The organism is Variovorax sp. 10N412 (assembly GCF_056394985.1).
Genome location: NZ_JBFTIO010000006.1, coordinates 373,753 through 390,128 on the forward strand (window position 1 = coordinate 373,753; position 16,376 = coordinate 390,128).

The 16,376-nt window shown below is 65.8% G+C and carries 16 protein-coding genes and 3 tRNA genes; 18 read left to right on the forward strand and 1 reads right to left on the reverse strand.

What is annotated here, in order from left to right:
* Positions 1-783 precede the first annotated feature (783 nt).
* The 6 genes from AC1DJH_RS17525 (at position 784) to AC1DJH_RS17550 (ending at position 7,903) form a co-directional block, all read left to right on the forward strand.
* Positions 784-3,228, forward strand: a complete 2,445-nt coding sequence (locus AC1DJH_RS17525) for an alkaline phosphatase family protein (protein ID WP_478186557.1) — start codon at positions 784-786, stop codon at positions 3,226-3,228.
* Between the two features lie 116 nt (positions 3,229-3,344).
* Positions 3,345-4,757, forward strand: coding sequence for a cytochrome-c peroxidase (locus tag AC1DJH_RS17530; protein ID WP_478186539.1), 1,413 nt, complete (start codon positions 3,345-3,347; stop codon positions 4,755-4,757).
* On the forward strand, positions 4,754-5,422 hold the full coding sequence (locus AC1DJH_RS17535; protein ID WP_478186540.1) for a hypothetical protein: 669 nt from the start codon (positions 4,754-4,756) through the stop codon (positions 5,420-5,422). Before AC1DJH_RS17530 ends, AC1DJH_RS17535 begins: the two co-directional genes overlap by 4 nt.
* A gap of 55 nt (positions 5,423-5,477) precedes the next feature.
* Entirely contained in the window at positions 5,478-6,149 is a 672-nt protein-coding gene (locus AC1DJH_RS17540; protein WP_478186541.1) for a hypothetical protein, read from the forward strand.
* Positions 6,150-6,182: 33 nt separating this feature from the next.
* Positions 6,183-7,076 (forward strand): 2OG-Fe(II) oxygenase, encoded by an 894-nt coding sequence (locus tag AC1DJH_RS17545; protein ID WP_478186542.1) that lies wholly within the window; start codon positions 6,183-6,185, stop codon positions 7,074-7,076.
* Between the two features lie 143 nt (positions 7,077-7,219).
* On the forward strand, positions 7,220-7,903 hold the full coding sequence (locus AC1DJH_RS17550) for a phosphoglycolate phosphatase (RefSeq protein ID WP_478186543.1): 684 nt from the start codon (positions 7,220-7,222) through the stop codon (positions 7,901-7,903).
* A gap of 18 nt (positions 7,904-7,921) precedes the next feature.
* Here the strand turns inward: AC1DJH_RS17550 and AC1DJH_RS17555 are convergent, their stop codons facing one another.
* Positions 7,922-8,524: a chalcone isomerase family protein gene (locus tag AC1DJH_RS17555; RefSeq protein ID WP_478186544.1), complete on the reverse strand. Its 603-nt coding sequence runs from the start codon at positions 8,522-8,524 to the stop codon at positions 7,922-7,924.
* Positions 8,525-8,867: 343 nt separating this feature from the next.
* Between AC1DJH_RS17555 and trpE the strand changes: the two genes are divergently transcribed.
* The 12 genes from trpE to AC1DJH_RS17615 form a co-directional block, all read left to right on the forward strand.
* Positions 8,868-10,370 (forward strand): anthranilate synthase component I, encoded by a 1,503-nt coding sequence (gene trpE, locus AC1DJH_RS17560; protein WP_478186545.1) that lies wholly within the window; start codon positions 8,868-8,870, stop codon positions 10,368-10,370.
* Positions 10,367-10,759: a GxxExxY protein gene (locus AC1DJH_RS17565; protein ID WP_354359134.1), complete on the forward strand. Its 393-nt coding sequence runs from the start codon at positions 10,367-10,369 to the stop codon at positions 10,757-10,759. The genes trpE and AC1DJH_RS17565 overlap by 4 nt, the downstream gene beginning before the upstream one ends.
* Positions 10,756-11,340 carry an aminodeoxychorismate/anthranilate synthase component II gene (locus tag AC1DJH_RS17570; RefSeq protein ID WP_472120478.1) on the forward strand — a complete coding sequence of 195 codons (585 nt, stop codon included), beginning with the start codon at positions 10,756-10,758 and terminating at the stop codon, positions 11,338-11,340. The genes AC1DJH_RS17565 and AC1DJH_RS17570 overlap by 4 nt, the downstream gene beginning before the upstream one ends.
* Positions 11,341-11,346: 6 nt before the next feature.
* Complete coding sequence (gene ltaE, locus AC1DJH_RS17575) at positions 11,347-12,405, forward strand: low-specificity L-threonine aldolase (RefSeq protein WP_478186546.1); 1,059 nt, start codon at positions 11,347-11,349, stop codon at positions 12,403-12,405.
* Positions 12,406-12,421: 16 nt separating this feature from the next.
* Positions 12,422-13,084 (forward strand): LysE family translocator, encoded by a 663-nt coding sequence (locus AC1DJH_RS17580; RefSeq protein ID WP_472120482.1) that lies wholly within the window; start codon positions 12,422-12,424, stop codon positions 13,082-13,084.
* A gap of 22 nt (positions 13,085-13,106) precedes the next feature.
* Positions 13,107-14,129, forward strand: coding sequence for an anthranilate phosphoribosyltransferase (gene trpD, locus AC1DJH_RS17585; protein ID WP_472120483.1), 1,023 nt, complete (start codon positions 13,107-13,109; stop codon positions 14,127-14,129).
* Between the two features lie 31 nt (positions 14,130-14,160).
* The gene (gene trpC, locus AC1DJH_RS17590) at positions 14,161-14,961 is read left to right on the forward strand and encodes an indole-3-glycerol phosphate synthase TrpC (protein WP_478186547.1); all 801 of its coding nucleotides are present in this window, start codon (positions 14,161-14,163) and stop codon (positions 14,959-14,961) included.
* Complete coding sequence (locus AC1DJH_RS17595; RefSeq protein ID WP_478186548.1) at positions 14,958-15,665, forward strand: uracil-DNA glycosylase; 708 nt, start codon at positions 14,958-14,960, stop codon at positions 15,663-15,665. The genes trpC and AC1DJH_RS17595 overlap by 4 nt, the downstream gene beginning before the upstream one ends.
* 106 nt (positions 15,666-15,771) lie before the next feature.
* A tRNA-Tyr gene (locus AC1DJH_RS17600) sits at positions 15,772-15,857 on the forward strand.
* Between the two features lie 65 nt (positions 15,858-15,922).
* Positions 15,923-15,996 (forward strand) — tRNA-Gly (locus tag AC1DJH_RS17605).
* A 51-nt stretch (positions 15,997-16,047) separates the two neighbouring features.
* A tRNA-Thr gene (locus AC1DJH_RS17610) sits at positions 16,048-16,122 on the forward strand.
* A 72-nt stretch (positions 16,123-16,194) separates the two neighbouring features.
* Positions 16,195-16,376: GTP-binding protein (locus AC1DJH_RS17615; RefSeq protein WP_478186549.1), on the forward strand; the 182-nt coding region annotated here is incomplete at its 3' end.

Genomic DNA, 16,376 nt, shown 5'->3' on the forward strand with positions numbered 1-16,376 from the left:
CATGGGCAAGGCGGTGAAGGGGTGTCCGGCGCGTTTGCGCGAGACAGGTACGGCCTGTAGGTGTCTGAACGCCGGTAAAAGTTTCCGGCGCGGGCCTGGCCGGGTTGCGACGACCAGTGCGCGCATCAACTTCGGCGGCAACTCTCAAATCCCGTTTTGAACTCTTTTGGCATCTACCCCCACCCGGGATGTCGCAGCACGGTTCGGGAATTACGTTGATTGCACGGGGGTTGCCGCAAGCATCAAGCAATGGAGTGCAAGACACGCCTGCGGGCTGTTGTTCCACACCGGTCGGTCGTGTGGGCGCCGCGCGGGGGTCCCTCAATGTGCATATCGGTATTGATCGTGCCCGAGGCGGCACGTTCAAGTTCACTGCGCATTCATTCGACAGAAATACCCGCGCGGAATAGAGCTCAGGCGGAGCACCTCCATCGACAGCCTCAAGTGTGGCCGGTCGACCGAGGCAGCGCCTGCCGGCAGAAGCAAGCCGAATTTGCTCGGAATTCGCCTCCAGTGGGCATGCTAATTCCCATCTAATTTTGAAATCAGTCAGTGGTCAGTCAAATGCGGAGCGGGAATTGGATGGGGGCGATGGCGCCTCCATTTATTAGCGAAGAATTAGCAATGAATTAGCGAGCGGCGGCGCCGTTTTTTGACACAAAGACGTCATTCGCAATTCCTACATTTCTCCTCGATGTGGCGTTTTGCATTCAAAACGCACGATGCCCGCAGTCCGATGCAGGCCGGTCAAAACCATCCATAACCAACTTCCCAACCTATATGATGATTTTCGAAAGAAGAGTTTTGCTGACGTCATTGACGGCAGTTGCGGCTTGCGTGCTCGCCGCTTGTGGGGGAGGGAGTGACGGAAACAGCGGCTTCTTCCCGATCAGCACGCCGCCCGCCAGCACGGCCGGCACGACACTCAGCGGCGTGGTCGCGGCCAGCGGCTACGCGCCGGGAAGCACCACGGGCAACCCGACCCTGAAGGCCGGCTACTACCAGAAGGCCACGGTCTTCGTCGACACCAACGGCAACGGCGTGCTCGACAGCGGCGAAACCTCGACCACCACCGATGCCAGCGGCAAGTTCACGCTGACGACCACCAGCACCGGACCGCTGGTCGCCGACATCGGCACCAGCGCGACCAACACCGCCACCGGCGCCGCCGTGGCCAGCCACCTCATCCTGCGCGCCTCGACCGACCAGATCGCCGACCAGGGCGCGGGCAAGATCGTCATCAGCCCGCTGTCGAGCGAAGCGCAACGCCTGGTGGAAGCCAACGGCAGCAGCTATGCGGCCGAAAAGGCCAACCTCGTCGCACGCATGAATGGCCCGGCCTTCAATCTGGGCGACGCCAAGTTCAGCGACCCGCTCGCGGACGTGAACACCCTGAGCGGCGCCACCCAGTACGCCGCGCTGTACCAAGACAACGAGCTGACCAACCGCTACACCTATGCGACGGCCAAGCTCGACCGCAAGGACCTGTTCCCCGACAACCTGGCCGTCCTGGGCGGCGACCCCCGCCTGGCCGGACTGTCGAGCGCGACGCTCACCAACGCGGACGGCACCAAGGCCACCCCCACGGGGCCGCTGCAAAAGCAGGCGCCCATCACCTTTGCCCAGGCGCAGCAGGCGGCCTTCAACGTGGAAGGCGTGCCGGCGTACGACAACATCTTCGTCATCGTCGAAGAAAACAAGTCGACCGATGCAATCGTCGGCAACCCGCGGGCTGTGAACGTCAATCACATCCTGAACAACTACAACCAACTGAGCACGTACTATTCGACCGGCAACCCGTCCGAGCCGAACTACACCGCGCTGGGCGGCGGCGACGACTTCGGCATCCACGACGACAACTGGTTCGGTTGCGGTGCTGTCGGCCCGTATGCGGTCACCGACGTTGCGTTCGCCGGTGCAACGGCCTCCGACGGCCAGCCCTTGCCCGCGCAGGCCAAGCTCCCGCCGGCGACCAGCGCCCACCGCGCCGGCTACAGCGCGGCCAGCACGAGCTGCGGCGACACCCCGACCGGCGGCACCGTGCACAACGTCCCCGGCGACAACCTGTTCACGCTGATGTCCAGGACGGGCCGCACGATCCGCACCTACAGCGAGTCGATGAACCCCGGCCAGGACGTGCGCGCCGACAGCATTGCCGACACCAGCGTGGTCGCCACGTACGACACGAGCCGCCTGAAGGGCGTCACCAACCTGGACGGCTCCGCCATTCCCGCCCTCGTCGGCACGCCCAACTTCGCGGTGGTGAACGGGCTGTACAAGGTCAAGCACGGCCCGTCGATCGCTTTCCAGGAAGCACGCAAGCTGCCCGAGTTCGCGGCCACCAACCGCACCATCTTCGGCACGCAGTACCAGGAAGCGGACTGGCTCAAGACCACGGCCTACCAGGTTCCGAGCGGCTGGGTCTACGACCAGTTCACCAAGGACCTGGCCGCGGGCGATGTGGGCAACATCAACTTCATCGTTCCGGACCAGTGCGACGACATGCACGGCGTCGGCAGCGACACGAGCTGCCAGGGCGGCAACGACGGCCAGGGCCCCAACATCAAGCGTGCCGACATCTACCTGGGCATGACGGTCAAGGCGATCCAGAACTCGGCGCTGTGGAAGAACCCGAACAAGCGCGTTGCGATCGTCGTGATGTTCGACGAAGGCGAAGGCGGCAGCAACGGCTCGTGCTGCGGCTGGAACGCGGGCGGCCCGAATTCCGGCGCCGCACCGGTGACCGTGGACGCAAGCGGCAAGGCGACCGCCACCACGCCGCCGGCCAACTACGCCGGGGGCAATTTCGGCCACGGCAATTCGATCTTCGGCATCCTCACCAACCAGCAGGACGTGGGCACGGCGAAGAAGAAGGTTGCTGACAGCGACGCTTACAGCCACTTCTCGTTCGTGCGGACGCTGCAGGACATGTTCCAGCTTGCCGACCCGGCTGTCGATGCGACGTACCTGAACCGCGCCAAGTACTCGGAAGCGTTCATCACGGCCAACATCCTTGCGCTGCCGGAATACCAGAACAGCGCGGACACGCACTTCGACTCGGTGCGGCCGATCAACCATGCCTACGTGATCCCGGCCAACTACAAGCAGAAGCTGTACGCGAACGACATCGTCGGCGTTCAGGACCCGGACACGGGCAAGCTTGAAGGCCAGATCACGCCGCAGGTCGGTGCCGACGCGAGCCAGAGCAGCGTCTGGGCAACGAAGTAAAGCGAAGACCGGCCAGACAGACAGACGACAGAAAAGCCGCGGAGGGTTCGGGGGCCGGACGCGAGGCGTCTCGCCTGCGGGCCCCCGCGGCGCAGCATGAAGCGATTTTCCTTTTGATGAATCTGGTCACGGACAAGATGGTCCCGCTCGTCATGGCGCTCTCGGTAGCGCTGTTGGCTTTGACGGCTTGCGATGGCAAGAACGCCACGGCGGCGGCAAGCACCTCCGGCCCGCGCAAGCAGGTCCTGAGCACCCAGGCCCAGGTCGGGCAGCTGGCCTTCTTCGACAAGAACCTGTCGAGCGGCAAGAACATGTCGTGCGCGAGCTGCCACGACCCGCAATACGCCTACGGTCCGCCGAACAGCATCTCGGTGCAGCTGGGCTCCGATGTCACGAAGACCGGCGCGCGCGCCGTGCCTTCGTTGCGCTACAGGGAATCGACGCCGGCCTTCAGCGAGGACGCACCGAACCCCGACGGCGTGACCTCCAGCTCGCCGGGTGGCGGCTTCATGTGGGATGGCCGCGCGACGACGCTGGCGGCACAGGCCGGGATGCCGCTGCTCAACCCGCTCGAGATGAACAACACCTCCAAGGAAGCGGTCGTGAAGGTGGTTCAGGGCAGCACCTATGCCGGCCTGTTCAAGCAGGCGTTCGGCGCCGATGTGTTCGACGACACCGATGCCGCCTTCGACGCCCTGGGCCGCGCGATCCAGGCGCTGGAGACCGAAGACCTGAGCTTTCACCCGTACAGCAGCAAATACGACCTCTATGTCTTCAACAAGATCGGTGGCGTGCTGACGCCAGCCGAGCGTCGCGGCGAGGTTCTGTTTCACAGCACCGGCGTCACCAACTGCTCGGGCTGCCACTACACGGGCGCCAACTTCAACGGCAACTCCGGCCTGATGACCGACTTCACCTACCAGGCCCTGGGTGCGCCGCGCAACGACAGGTCGATCCCGAACAACCCGGATCCGATTCCGGCCAACGACGACCCCAGATACTTCGACATGGGCCTCTGCGGCCCCTACCGCACCGACTACACGCCCGCCACGCCGGACACGCCCCACCCGTACTGCGGCATGTTCAAGGTGCCGGTGCTGCGCAACGTGGCGACGCGCGGCGCCTTCTTCCACAATGGCGTGCTCCATTCGCTGGACCAGGTCGTCAACTTCTACAACACGCGGGACACCAACCCGGAGTACTGGTATCCGGCGCGTGCCGACGGCACCGGCAAGCAGCAGGCCAACCCGGGCTGGGCGCTGCAGCCCACCTCCGTGCCGGGCGCAACGGTCGACAAGTTCAACGACCTGCCGCAAGTGCAGCAAGGCAGCATCGACGAGGAATTGCCGATGGGGACCGGCGAGGGCGGCGACAAGACGCTTGCCAGCGGCACGAAGCCGCGCCAGCCCGGCTCCCCACCGGTCATGACCCCGCAGCAGATCGCCGACCTGGTCTGCTTCCTGGGCGTGCTGAGCGACGGCTACCAGCCTCCCTCCACCCCACCGACCACCGGCAGGTGCGTGAAGTGAAGGCGAACAGAGCCCCAGCCCTCGCGCGCCGCGTCGGTGGCGCCGCGTTGCTGCTGATGCTGCTGGCCTCGCTCGCCGGTTGCGACAACGAGCAGGCGCGCTTTGCGAACCGGGGGAACTTCACCGCGACGACGAACGACTACCTCGCCCAGCGCGGGCACGTGTGCCTGGCCAAATACGAATGGCCGATCACGGTCGCGGCCGGATCGCACGAAGCCGATGCGCAGCAGATGCCCGTGCTTGAGAAGCTGGGCCTGGTGACCGGCAAGGATGTCGTCGCCACCACCACCAAGGACACCACGGCGACCGTGCCAGCCCGTGAATACGCGCTGACCGATGCAGGGCGCAAGTACTACCTGCAGGTGCCCGTGGTGATACGTACGACGACGCAGACGCTCACGCACCCGGCCGACTTCTGCGCGGCCACGCTGAGCCTGGATCGCCTGATCGGCTGGGATCCGCCGCAAACACGCGACGGCCGTACCGCGACCTCGCTGCTCTTCACGTACCGCATCGCACCCGAGCCCTGGGCTGGAACGCCCGAGGTGCTGCAAGCCTTCCCGTTGCTGGCGCGCGCCATCCAGCGCGAAGGAACGATGCAGGTGCGCCTTGGCGTTCACCTGACGCGGCACGGCTGGGTTGCGGACGAGCTCGATGCGCACTGAGGCCGCGATCGTCACGCCGCCCGCCACCGTCACCCATCAATCAACAAGAGACCGCATGAATTTCCGCTTTACCCGCCCGAGCCGACGCACCCGGACTTCGATCAAGGCCCTGACCGGCATCGCCATGGTCTGCGCGCTGGCCGCATGCGGCACCGGCAACGATGCCAAGGCACCCACGGCCGACAATCTCGCGGCCCCGCTGGACGACTACCTGGCCCGGAGCGGCGACCTCTGCCTTGCCATGTTCGACTGGCCGATCGACCTGACCGAAGCCGAGGCCGGTTCAGGTGCGCGCCATGCCGTTCAGTTTCCGGTGATGGAACAGCTGGGGCTGGTGCACAGCACCATCGTCCCCGCGCCGAAGAGCGCCGAGAACCCGGACGGCGCAGTCAAGCGATTCGAACTCACCGAGGCCGGCCGCAAGTTCTACAAGCCGCGCGTGCAAGCGGCCCGCGGCACCGAACACGCCAACGACTTCTGCGTGGCTCATCTCAAGCGCGAGAAGATCGTCGACGTCAAGCTCGATGCTTCCGACGCACAACACAAGCTGGCGGTGGTGAGCTACACCTACCAGGTCGACCCGGCGCCGTGGATGCAGGACGCCGACGCGCAGCGCGTGTTCCCGATGGTCACGCGCATCATGAACGGCGCGGGCGGCAAGTTGCAGCTGCGCCAGGGATTCGCGCTCGGCGACCAGGGCTGGGTCGCTCACGCGGGTCCGGTGTGACGCGCTCATGAGTGCCGCGCCAAGGGTGCACCCATGAGCACCGTCGTCCGCTTCTCGCCAGACCTCGGCCGCTGGGTCACGCGCAACCTCGACGCCGGCCAGGCGCCACAGTCGCTGGTGGCCACGATGCGCGTGCAGGGCATGAACGAGCGGCCCGCGCAGGCCATCGTCGCGGCCTTCGTCGAGGCGCGGCAACGCGGCGTGGCCATGCCGGCCGACGCCATCGAACTGCCCGACGAGGCCTCTTCCAGGCCCGCGGCGCGGCTCGCGCCGGGCACGCGGATCCTGACGGGCGACCGTGAGATCGCCGTGCACTCGCGTGGCGAAGACCCGGTCTTTGCCGCGCTTGGCAACGTCGTGGACGCCGACGAATGCAGGTCCATCATCGACATGGCGCGGCCGCGCCTGCAGCCTTCCACCCTGGTCGATCCGATGAGCGGCCGCGATGTGGTGAGCGACAAGCGCGCAAGCTGGGGCATGTTTTTTCGCCTCGAGGAAAACGACCTGGTCGCTCGCCTCGATCGACGCCTCTCGATGCTGATGAACCTTCCGTTGGAAAACGGCGAGGGGTTGCAGGTGCTGTACTACCCCACCGGTGCAGGCAGCGAACCTCACCACGACTATCTGGCGCCGACCAACGCCGCCAACCGTGAATCCATCGCGCGAAGCGGTCAGCGCGTGAGCACCCTGGTGACCTATCTGAACGAAGTGCCGGACGGCGGCCAGACCGTCTTCCCGCAACTGGGCCTTGCGGTCTCGCCGATTCGCGGCAATGCCTGCTACTTCGAGTACTGCGACGACAACGGCCGCGTCGATGCGAGGTCGCTGCACGCCAGCGCGAACGTGACCCGGGGCGAGAAGTGGGTCATGACGAAGTGGATGCGCGAGCGCCGATTCGTGGCCGCCGAGGGCGTGGGTCGCCGCTGAAAATTGGTGCCGTTGCACAGTCCGAATTCGGGCCGGCACCTTCTCCTCTCGGTCGGGTCTTCGAAATGTTTCAAACGCCATTTTTCGATGCTCGGTAAAGTGCGGGATCGTTTTCGCAACTCCATTTTTCTGTTTTGAACTCCATGCGCTTCGACCACTCCCGCTTCGACGCCGCCATCGTCGACCTCGACGGCACCATGGTCGACACGCTCGGCGATTTCGCCGAGGCGCTCAACCGCATGCTGCGCGACCTCGAACTGCCGCCGGTGTCGGCTGCCGCCATCGAGCGGATGGTGGGCAAGGGTTCGGAGCACCTGATTCATTCTGCGCTCGTGCATGTGATGACGCCTGACGGCGCGGCAGGCGCCGATGCGAAGGCGAGGGCGCTGTTCGACCGCGCGTGGGAGCGCTATCAGCACCACTACCTCGGCATCAACGGGCAGCACTCGGCTGTGTACCCCGGTGTGATCGAAGGCCTGAAGGCGTTGCGCGCGCGAGGCCTGCGGTTGGCTTGCCTCACCAACAAGCCGGCGTCGTTCGCCAAGCCCTTGCTGGCCGTGAAAGGGCTCGATGGATTCTTCGAGCTGGTGTTCGGTGGCGATGCCTTCGAGCGCAAGAAGCCCGATCCGCTGCCGCTCTTGAAGACCTGCGAGGCGCTGGGCTGCGCACCCGCGCGCACGCTGATGGTCGGCGACTCGAGCAACGATGCGCGCGCAGCCCGGGCGGCGGGTTGCCCGGTGGTGCTCGTGACCTACGGCTACAACCACGGCGAGCCGGTGCGCAGCGTGGATGCTGACGGCTTCGTGGATTCGCTGGCCGACCTCTGAAGTCGCCGGCGTTGCCGGTCAGGGCTTGATGCCGAGCAGCGCGTCCTTCAGCTTCCAGTCGGCCGGGTTCGGGCCGAGCCAGATGCGCAGCAGCGCATTGAAGAAGGCCGGCTCTTTCACGGGGTCGGGCTGCGGCACGCCGCGCACGGTGATGAGCGTGCCGGTGCCGGGCAGCCAGTCGATGGTGAAGGTGTCGCCGGTCTTGAGCTGTTTCTGGTCGGCGAACATCTGTCCCATGCGCAGCAGGCCCGGAATGAGGTTGACCATTTCGCTCTTGGGCGAGTTCTCTTCCACGCCTTTGGTGAAGAGCTTGCCCAGTTCGTTGGCGTCGATGTCGCGCAGCATGGTGATCGCCACGCGCTTGGGGCCGGGCGCCGCCAGCGCTTCCTGGGGCGTGGACACCTTCTGGCCCACGTACAGGCCGGCCGTGTAGACCTTGAAGATGGCCTTGTAGCGCACGCCCGCGCCGTTCAGCTGCAGGGCGGTGCCGCGCAGGTCCATGCGGTCTTCAAGCTTGACGCCGGCCACGTCGACCTGCGCGGCGAACGCGCCGAAGGCGGTTGCAAGGCAAGCCGCCACGATGAGGCGGGCACACACGGTCGGGAGCGAATGAGCGGGCACGGGGAGTCTCCTTGGAGTTTTGCGAACGGTCGTGCGAATGTATCTTTTTGTTTTACGTGGCAGCCTTCGGGGGAACCCTGAAGACCGCCAATGGCAGCCTTGTTGCGCGCCTTTTTCGTTTTCGTGGGCTAAACTCCGCGCTCCATGTTCGTTCATCACATCATTCAAACAGGTGAAGGCAGCCGGGGAGCCTGGCCCTGGCGTAGCCATACTTCGCTGACTGTTTGATTGCACGGCGCACGCCGTGCGCCCGCGGTTCCGGCTCGCCACAGATGCCGGACCACCAGTGAATGACCTTGCCACCGGCCGAAGGCGCGCCGTCTGGCAACTGGAGAACGAATCCGTGATCACCGAACTTGAATTCAAGAGCCTCAGCGCCCAGGGATACAACCGTATTCCGCTGATGGCCGAGGCCTTTGCCGACCTCGAAACCCCCCTGTCCCTCTACCTCAAGCTGGCCCATTCGCAGGGCGGCGGCAAGCACAGCTTCCTGCTCGAATCGGTGGTGGGCGGCGAGCGCTTCGGGCGCTACAGCTTCATCGGCCTGCCCGCGAAGACGCTGCTGCGTGCCTCGGGCTTCGGCGAGGAGGCCCTGACAGAGGTGGTGACCGACGGGCAGGTCGTCGAGACCGCGCGGGGCAACCCGCTCGACTTCGTGGCCGAGTACCAGAAGCGCTTCAAGGTCGCACTGCGGCCCGGCCTTCCGCGTTTCTGCGGCGGCCTGGCGGGCTACTTCGGCTACGACACGGTGCGCCACATCGAGCGCAAGCTCGAGAAGAGCTGCCCGCCCGACACGCTGGGCTGCCCCGACATCCTGCTGCTGCAGTGCGAGGAACTGGCGGTCATCGACAACCTGTCGGGCAAGCTGTACCTCATCGTCTACGCCGACCCGAAGCAGTCCGAAGCCTATGCCACGGGCAAGCGCCGTCTGCGCGAGTTGAAGGACAAGCTCAAGTACTCGGTGAGTGCACCCGTCGTCAAGCCCACGCAGGCGCATCCACCCGAACGCAGCTTCGCCAAGGCCGACTACATCGCGGCCGTGGAGCGCGCCAAGGAAATGATCGCCGCCGGCGACTTCATGCAGGTGCAGGTGGGGCAGCGCATCAGCAAGCGCTACACCGAGTCGCCGCTGTCGCTGTACCGCGCGCTGCGTTCGCTCAACCCCTCGCCCTACATGTACTACTACCACCTGGGCGACTTCCACGTGGTGGGCGCCTCGCCCGAGATCCTGGTGCGCCAGGAGAACACGAGCGACGGCGAGCAGAAGATCACCATCCGGCCGCTGGCCGGCACGCGCCCGCGCGGCGCGTCGCTCGAGCTCGACAAGGCCGCGGAAGAAGAGCTCATCAACGACCCGAAGGAGCGCGCCGAGCACGTCATGCTGATCGACCTGGCGCGCAACGACATCGGGCGCATCGCCAAGACCGGCACCGTGAAGGTGACCGAGGCCTTCGCGGTGGAGCGCTACAGCCACGTGATGCACATCGTGAGCAACGTGGAAGGCACGCTGAAGGACGGCATGACCGCCATCGACGTGCTGAAGGCCACGTTCCCGGCGGGCACGCTGACCGGCGCGCCCAAGGTGCATGCGATGGAGCTCATCGACCAGCTGGAGCCCACCAAGCGCGGCCTCTACGGCGGCGCCTGCGGCTACATCAGCTATGCCGGCGACATGGACGTGGCCATTGCCATCCGCACCGGCATCGTGAAGGACCAGATGCTGCACGTGCAGGCCGCGGCCGGCGTGGTGGCCGACTCGGTGCCCGAGCTGGAATGGAAAGAAACAGAGGCCAAGGCACGCGCACTGTTGCGCGCCGCCGAACTGGTCGAGGAAGGCCTGGAATGAGCACTGCACCTGATATTCAGAACGACTTTTCGCACGAGATCATCGGCGCCGCCGTCGAGGTGCAGCGCGTGCTCGGCACGGGGCTCGACGAAGGCGCCTATGCCGCGGCGCTGGCCATCGAGCTCGCCGAGCGCGAGATCGGCTTCACGCGCGACGTGGCGCTGTCGGCCAGCTACAAGGGCCGCTCGCTCGGCGATGTGTACCGCGCGGGCTTCGTGATCGAGCAGTCGGTCATCGTGGAGCTCAAGGCGGTCGACGTGCTGACCGACCTGCACCGCGCGCAGGTGCTCGCGGCGTTGCGCCTGTCGGGGCTGAAGCTGGGCCTGCTGATCAACTTCAACGTGTTCCCTGTCGTGAAGGGCGTGCACCGGATTGTGAGCAAGCCATGAAACTGCTGATGATCGACAACTACGACAGCTTCACCTACAACATCGTCCAGTACTTCGGCGAGCTGGGTGCGGATGTGCAGGTGCATCGCAACGACGAGATCACGGTGGCGCAGATCGGCGAGCTGATCGCCTCGGGCGTCACGCGGCTCGTGGTGTCGCCGGGGCCCTGCTCGCCGGCGGAGGCGGGCGTGTCGGTGGCGGCCATCGAAGCCTTCGCGGGCCAGCTGCCGATTCTGGGCGTGTGCCTGGGCCACCAGGCCATTGGCGCGGCCTTCGGCGGTAGGATCGTGCGCGCGCAGCAGCTGATGCACGGCAAGACCAGCGAGATCACGACCACGCGCGAAGGCGTGTTCGCGGGGCTGCCCGAGAAGTTCGTCGTCAACCGGTATCACTCGCTGGCCATCGAGCGCGAAAGCTGTCCCAAGGACCTGGCCGTCACCGCCTGGACCTATGACGGCGAGATCATGGGGGTGCGGCACACTGGATTCGCGCACGAGGTGCGCATCGAAGGCGTGCAGTTCCATCCCGAATCGATCCTTACCGAGCACGGCCACGCCATGCTCAAGAACTTCCTGGACTGAGCCACCATGACCGATCGCACCTCCCTCGTCGACCTGCGCAGCGACACCGTCACGCAACCCACGCCCGCGATGCGCGAGGCCATGATGGCGGCGCCGTTGGGCGATGACGTCTTCGGCACCGATCCGAGCATGAACGCGCTGCAGGAAAAGATCGCGGCCTTGCTGGGCTTCGAGGCGGCGCTGTTCGTGCCGACCGGCACGCAGAGCAACCTGTGCGCGATCCTGTCGCATTGCGGCCGCGGCGACGAGTACATCGTCGGCCAGCAGGCGCACTGCTACCGCTGGGAAGGCGGCGGCGCGGCGGTGTTCGGCAGCGTGCAGCCGCAGCCGCTCGACCATGCGAGCGACGGCACGCTGCCGGTCGCGCAGATCGAAGCCGCCATCAAGCCCGACGACGCGCACTTCGCGCGCACGCGGCTGCTGGCGCTGGAGAACACGCTGGGCGGCAAGCTGCTGCCCTTCGAATACGTGCAGGCCGCGACCGACCTGGCCAAGCGCAAGGGACTGCAGCGGCATCTGGACGGGGCTCGTCTTTTCAACGCGGCCACGGCGCAGGCTGCACTGAACAACCGCAGTGACATCCGTGCGGAAGCGCGCCGCATCGCGCAGTGCTTCGACAGCGTGTCGGTGTGCTTCAGCAAAGGGCTGGGCGCACCCATCGGCTCGGCGCTGGTCGGTTCGCGCGAATTCATCACGCGGGCGCACCGCATTCGCAAGATGGCGGGCGGCGGCATGCGGCAGGCGGGGCTGCTGGCCGCGGCGGCGTCGCATGCGCTCGACCACCATGTCGATCGCCTGGCCGACGACCATGCGCTGGCGCAACGGCTCGCACAGGGGCTCGAAGGCATCGAAGGGCTGACGGTGGAGGCGCCGCACACGAACATCGTGTTCGCCGATCTCACGGGCGACGCGCAGGCGCGCTCCTCGGAGCTGATCGCGAGCCTCAACAGCCAGGGCATCTTGGCGACGGGGCTGTACCGCCTGCGCTTCGTGACGCACCTCGATGTCGATGCCGCCGGCGTCGACCGGGCCGTCGCCGCGATCCGCGCCTTCTTCAACGCCTGAGCCCTGCGAGGACGCGATGCCTGATTTGCCCCATCTGCTCGCCTTCATCGCCGCCGGCTGGCTGCTGAACCTCACGCCCGGGCCCGACGTGCTGTACGTCGTGGCGAACTCGCTGCGTTCCGGCGTGCGCGCCGGCATCGTGGCGGGGCTGGGCATCACGGCGGGCTGCTTCGTCCACATCTTCGCGGCCGCAGTGGGCGTCGGCACGCTGATGGCGACATCGGCTGCGGCCTTCACCGTGCTCAAGTACGTCGGCGCGGCGTACCTGCTGTACCTGGGCGTGCGCATGGTGCTGTCGCGCCCGGCGCCGGCGGCCGACATCGACCAGGCGGCTGTCGCGGCGGGTGCGCAGCGCAGCCTCAAGGCCATTTTCATGGGCGGCTTCTGGACCAACGTGCTCAACCCGAAGGTGGCGCTGTTCTTCCTGGCTTTCGTGCCGCAGTTCATCGCGCCGGGCGCCGACGACAAGGCGCTGTACTTCGTGCTGCTGGGCGTGCTGTTCAACCTGAACGCCATTCCCGTGAATGTGGGCTGGGCCCTGGCAGCGGGTTGGATGGCGAAACGCGGCGCGGTGCGCAAGGGCATGCACTGGCTCGACCGTGCGGCCGGCGTTCTTTTCATCGGCTTCGGCCTCAAGCTCGCGTTCACCGACGCGCCCGCCGTTCGCATCGGCCGCTGATTCACTCTCGAGGAGACTTGTCATGATCACCCCCCAGGAAGCGCTGCAGCGCACCATCGAACACCGCGAAGTCTTCCACGACGAGATGCTGCACATCGTGCGCCTCATCATGAGTGGCGAGTGCTCGCCCGTGATGATGGCCGCGCTGATCACCGGCCTGCGCGTGAAGAAGGAAACCATCGGCGAGATCACCGCCGCCGCGCAGGTGATGCGCGAGGTGTCGACCAAGGTGCCCGTGAAGGACACCACGCACCTCGTGGACATCGTGGGCACCGGCGGCGACGGCTCGCACACCTTCAACATCTCGACCTGCTCGATGTTCGTCGCGGCCGCCGCGGGCGCCAAGGTGAGCAAGCACGGCGGGCGCAGCGTGTCGAGCAAGTCGGGCAGTGCCGACGTGCTCGAGTCGCTGGGCGTGAACATCAACCTGAAGCCCGAGCAGATCGCGCGCTCCATCGAGGAGTGCGGCATCGGCTTCATGTTCGCGCCGAACCACCATCCGGCCATGAAGAACGTGGCGCCGGTGCGCAAGGAGCTCGGCATCAAGACGATCTTCAACATCCTCGGGCCGCTGACCAATCCGGCCGGCGCGCCGAACATCCTGATGGGCGTGTTCCACCCCGACCTCGTGGGCATCCAGGTGCGCGCGCTGCAGCGGCTCGGCGCCGAGCATGCGGTGGTGGTGTACGGGCGCGACGGCATGGACGAGATCTCGCTCGGCGCCGCCACGATGGTGGGCGAGTTGAAGGACGGCGAGATCCGCGAATACGAACTGCACCCCGAGGACTTCGGCTTCCAGATGTCGAGCAACCGCGCGCTGCGCGTGGAGACGCCCGAGCAGTCGAAGACGATGCTGCTGGGGGTGCTCGACAATCAGCCGGGCCCCGCGCTCGACATCGTTTTGCTGAATGCCGGCGCTGCGCTGTATGCGGCGAACGTGGTCGACTCCATCGCCGCAGGTGTGGAGCGCTCGCGCAGCGCCATTGCGTCGGGCGCCGCAAAGGCCAAGCTGGCCGAGCTGGTCCAGGCCTCCACGACCGTCTGAGTCCCCAGTCACCCGAGAGAACACCGAAGTTATGTCCGACATCCTCGACAAGATCGTTGCCGTCAAGCGCCAGGAAGTGGCCGCGGCCTTGAAGCGCGCGCCGCTGGAAGCGGTTCGCTTCGACGCCGAAAGCCGCGTGCTGACGCGCGACTTCGAAGCCGCGCTGCGCGCCAGGATCGCCGCCGGCCACGCCGCGGTGATCGCCGAAGTAAAGAAGGCGAGCCCTAGCAAGGGCGTGCTGCGCGAAGAATTCATTCCGGCGGACATCGCTCAAAGCTACGCCGAAGGCGACGGCACCATCAGCGCCGCCTGCCTCTCGGTGCTGACCGACAAGCAGTTCTTCCAGGGCGGCGTGGACTATCTGAAGCAGGCGCGCGCCTCGTGCGACCTGCCGGTGCTGCGCAAGGACTTCATCATCGATGCGTACCAGGTGTACGAATCGCGTGCGATGGGCGCCGATGCGATCCTGTTGATCGCCGCCTGCCTGGACGACGCGCAGATGAAGGACTACGAAGCCATTGCGCGCGGCCTGGGGATGGCGGTGCTCGTCGAGGTGCACGATGCGGCCGAACTCGATCGGGCGCTCAAGCTCAAGACGGCGCTGATCGGGGTCAACAACCGCAATTTGCGCAACTTCGAGGTGTCGATCCAGGCGACCATCGATCTGCTGCCCAGGCTGCCGGCCGACCGCCTGCCGGTGACCGAGTCGGGCATCGCCACGCGCGCAGACGTCGCTACGCTGCGCGCGGCGGGCGTCAATGCCTTCCTGGTCGGCGAGGCGTTCATGCGCGCCAAGGAACCCGGCGAGGCCCTCGCTGCGTTGTTCCAATGAGCCGGCCCGATCAGCTGTCGAGCAGCGACCCGGCGGACTGGCCAGTGGCGCCGGGCTGGCAGCCACTGGTCGATGACTTTTTCAGGGGTGCCGTGGGGCAGAAGCTGCGGGGCTTTTTGCGAGAGCGCCTCGATGCTGGCGCCGTGATCTTCCCGCCTCAGCCGCTGCGCGCGCTGGAGTTGACGCCGCCCGACGATGTCCGGGTGGTGATCCTGGGGCAGGACCCGTATCACGGGCGCGGCCAGGCCGAAGGGCTGGCGTTCTCGGTGGCGAGCGGTGTGGCCCTGCCGCCGTCGCTGCGCAACATCTTCAAGGAACTCCATCGCGACCTGGGCACGCCCCCGCCGCCGTTTCCCGATCCGGGCGGCAGCCTGGTGAAGTGGGCGACCCACGGCGTGCTGCTGCTCAACACCTGCCTGACGGTCGAAGAGGCGCAGCCGGCCAGCCACGCCGGCAAGGGCTGGGAGGTGCTGACGGACGCCGTCATCCGTCATGTTTCGGCTGGCGCCAAACCTGTTGTTTTTATGCTATGGGGTGCTCATGCCCAAAGTAAGCGTGCGTTGATTGACGTTGAGCGCCATAAGGTGCTGATGTCGAATCATCCGTCGCCGCTTTCCGCGTTGCGCCCGCCGGTTCCGTTCATCGGCTGCGGCCATTTCGGAGAAGCGCGTGCTTGGCGAGAGGCTCAGCGGCCGGAGGCCTGAACTTCGCTGATAATCGAAGGATTCGTCCTCGGGCAGATCTTCCGCATTGTTGTGATGCTGGGATTTCTGGGTAGTCACGAAACCGTGCTATATTTCGAGGTTCGCCGGAGAGGTGGCCGAGTGGTTAATGGCAGCAGACTGTAAATCTGCCCTCTAACGAGTACGCTGGTTCGAATCCAGCCCTCTCCACCAGCGATGAATTTGGTTTCTAAGAGCGATTGGATCTAGCGCTTTGGGTGCCTTGAAGTGCCCCCGATGCGGGAGTAGTTCAATGGTAGAACCCCAGCCTTCCAAGCTGATGACGCGGGTTCGATTCCCGTCTCCCGCTCCAGAGGCCCGGTTTGTTGTTGAGGCGATGTGAATTCGTAACTTTGTTACAAAAGCCCTTTTGGCTCAGTGGTAGAGCACTCCCTTGGTAAGGGAGAGGTCGCGGGTCCGATTCCCGCAAAGGGCACCAGTTTTGGGGGTTGCAGCGGCAGCTTTGCAACCCATCTGCATACGTTGAAAACGTTTTTTTCGGAGTCGAAAAATGGCAAAAGGTAAATTCACCCGCACCAAGCCTCACGTCAACGTGGGCACGATCGGTCACGTCGACCACGGCAAGACCACGCTGACGGCTGCGATCGCTACGGTGCTGTCGGCCAAGTTCGGCGGCGAAGCCAAGGCCTACGACCAGATCGACGCAGCGCCTGAAGAAAAGGCCCGCGGCAT

What these genes read in the sequence shown, in the direction of transcription:
- AC1DJH_RS17525 (WP_478186557.1), top strand. Translation starts at nt 784, where the DNA reads ATGATTTTCGAAAGAAGAGTTTTGCTGACGTCATTGACGGCAGTTGCG.
- AC1DJH_RS17530 (WP_478186539.1), top strand. Translation starts at nt 3,345, where the DNA reads ATGAATCTGGTCACGGACAAGATGGTCCCGCTCGTCATGGCGCTCTCG.
- AC1DJH_RS17540 (WP_478186541.1), top strand. Translation starts at nt 5,478, where the DNA reads ATGAATTTCCGCTTTACCCGCCCGAGCCGACGCACCCGGACTTCGATC.
- AC1DJH_RS17545 (WP_478186542.1), top strand. Translation starts at nt 6,183, where the DNA reads ATGAGCACCGTCGTCCGCTTCTCGCCAGACCTCGGCCGCTGGGTCACG.
- AC1DJH_RS17550 (WP_478186543.1), top strand. Translation starts at nt 7,220, where the DNA reads ATGCGCTTCGACCACTCCCGCTTCGACGCCGCCATCGTCGACCTCGAC.
- AC1DJH_RS17565 (WP_354359134.1), top strand. Translation starts at nt 10,367, where the DNA reads ATGAGCACTGCACCTGATATTCAGAACGACTTTTCGCACGAGATCATC.
- AC1DJH_RS17570 (WP_472120478.1), top strand. Translation starts at nt 10,756, where the DNA reads ATGAAACTGCTGATGATCGACAACTACGACAGCTTCACCTACAACATC.
- ltaE (WP_478186546.1), top strand. Translation starts at nt 11,347, where the DNA reads ATGACCGATCGCACCTCCCTCGTCGACCTGCGCAGCGACACCGTCACG.
- AC1DJH_RS17580 (WP_472120482.1), top strand. Translation starts at nt 12,422, where the DNA reads ATGCCTGATTTGCCCCATCTGCTCGCCTTCATCGCCGCCGGCTGGCTG.
- trpD (WP_472120483.1), top strand. Translation starts at nt 13,107, where the DNA reads ATGATCACCCCCCAGGAAGCGCTGCAGCGCACCATCGAACACCGCGAA.
- trpC (WP_478186547.1), top strand. Translation starts at nt 14,161, where the DNA reads ATGTCCGACATCCTCGACAAGATCGTTGCCGTCAAGCGCCAGGAAGTG.
- AC1DJH_RS17595 (WP_478186548.1), top strand. Translation starts at nt 14,958, where the DNA reads ATGAGCCGGCCCGATCAGCTGTCGAGCAGCGACCCGGCGGACTGGCCA.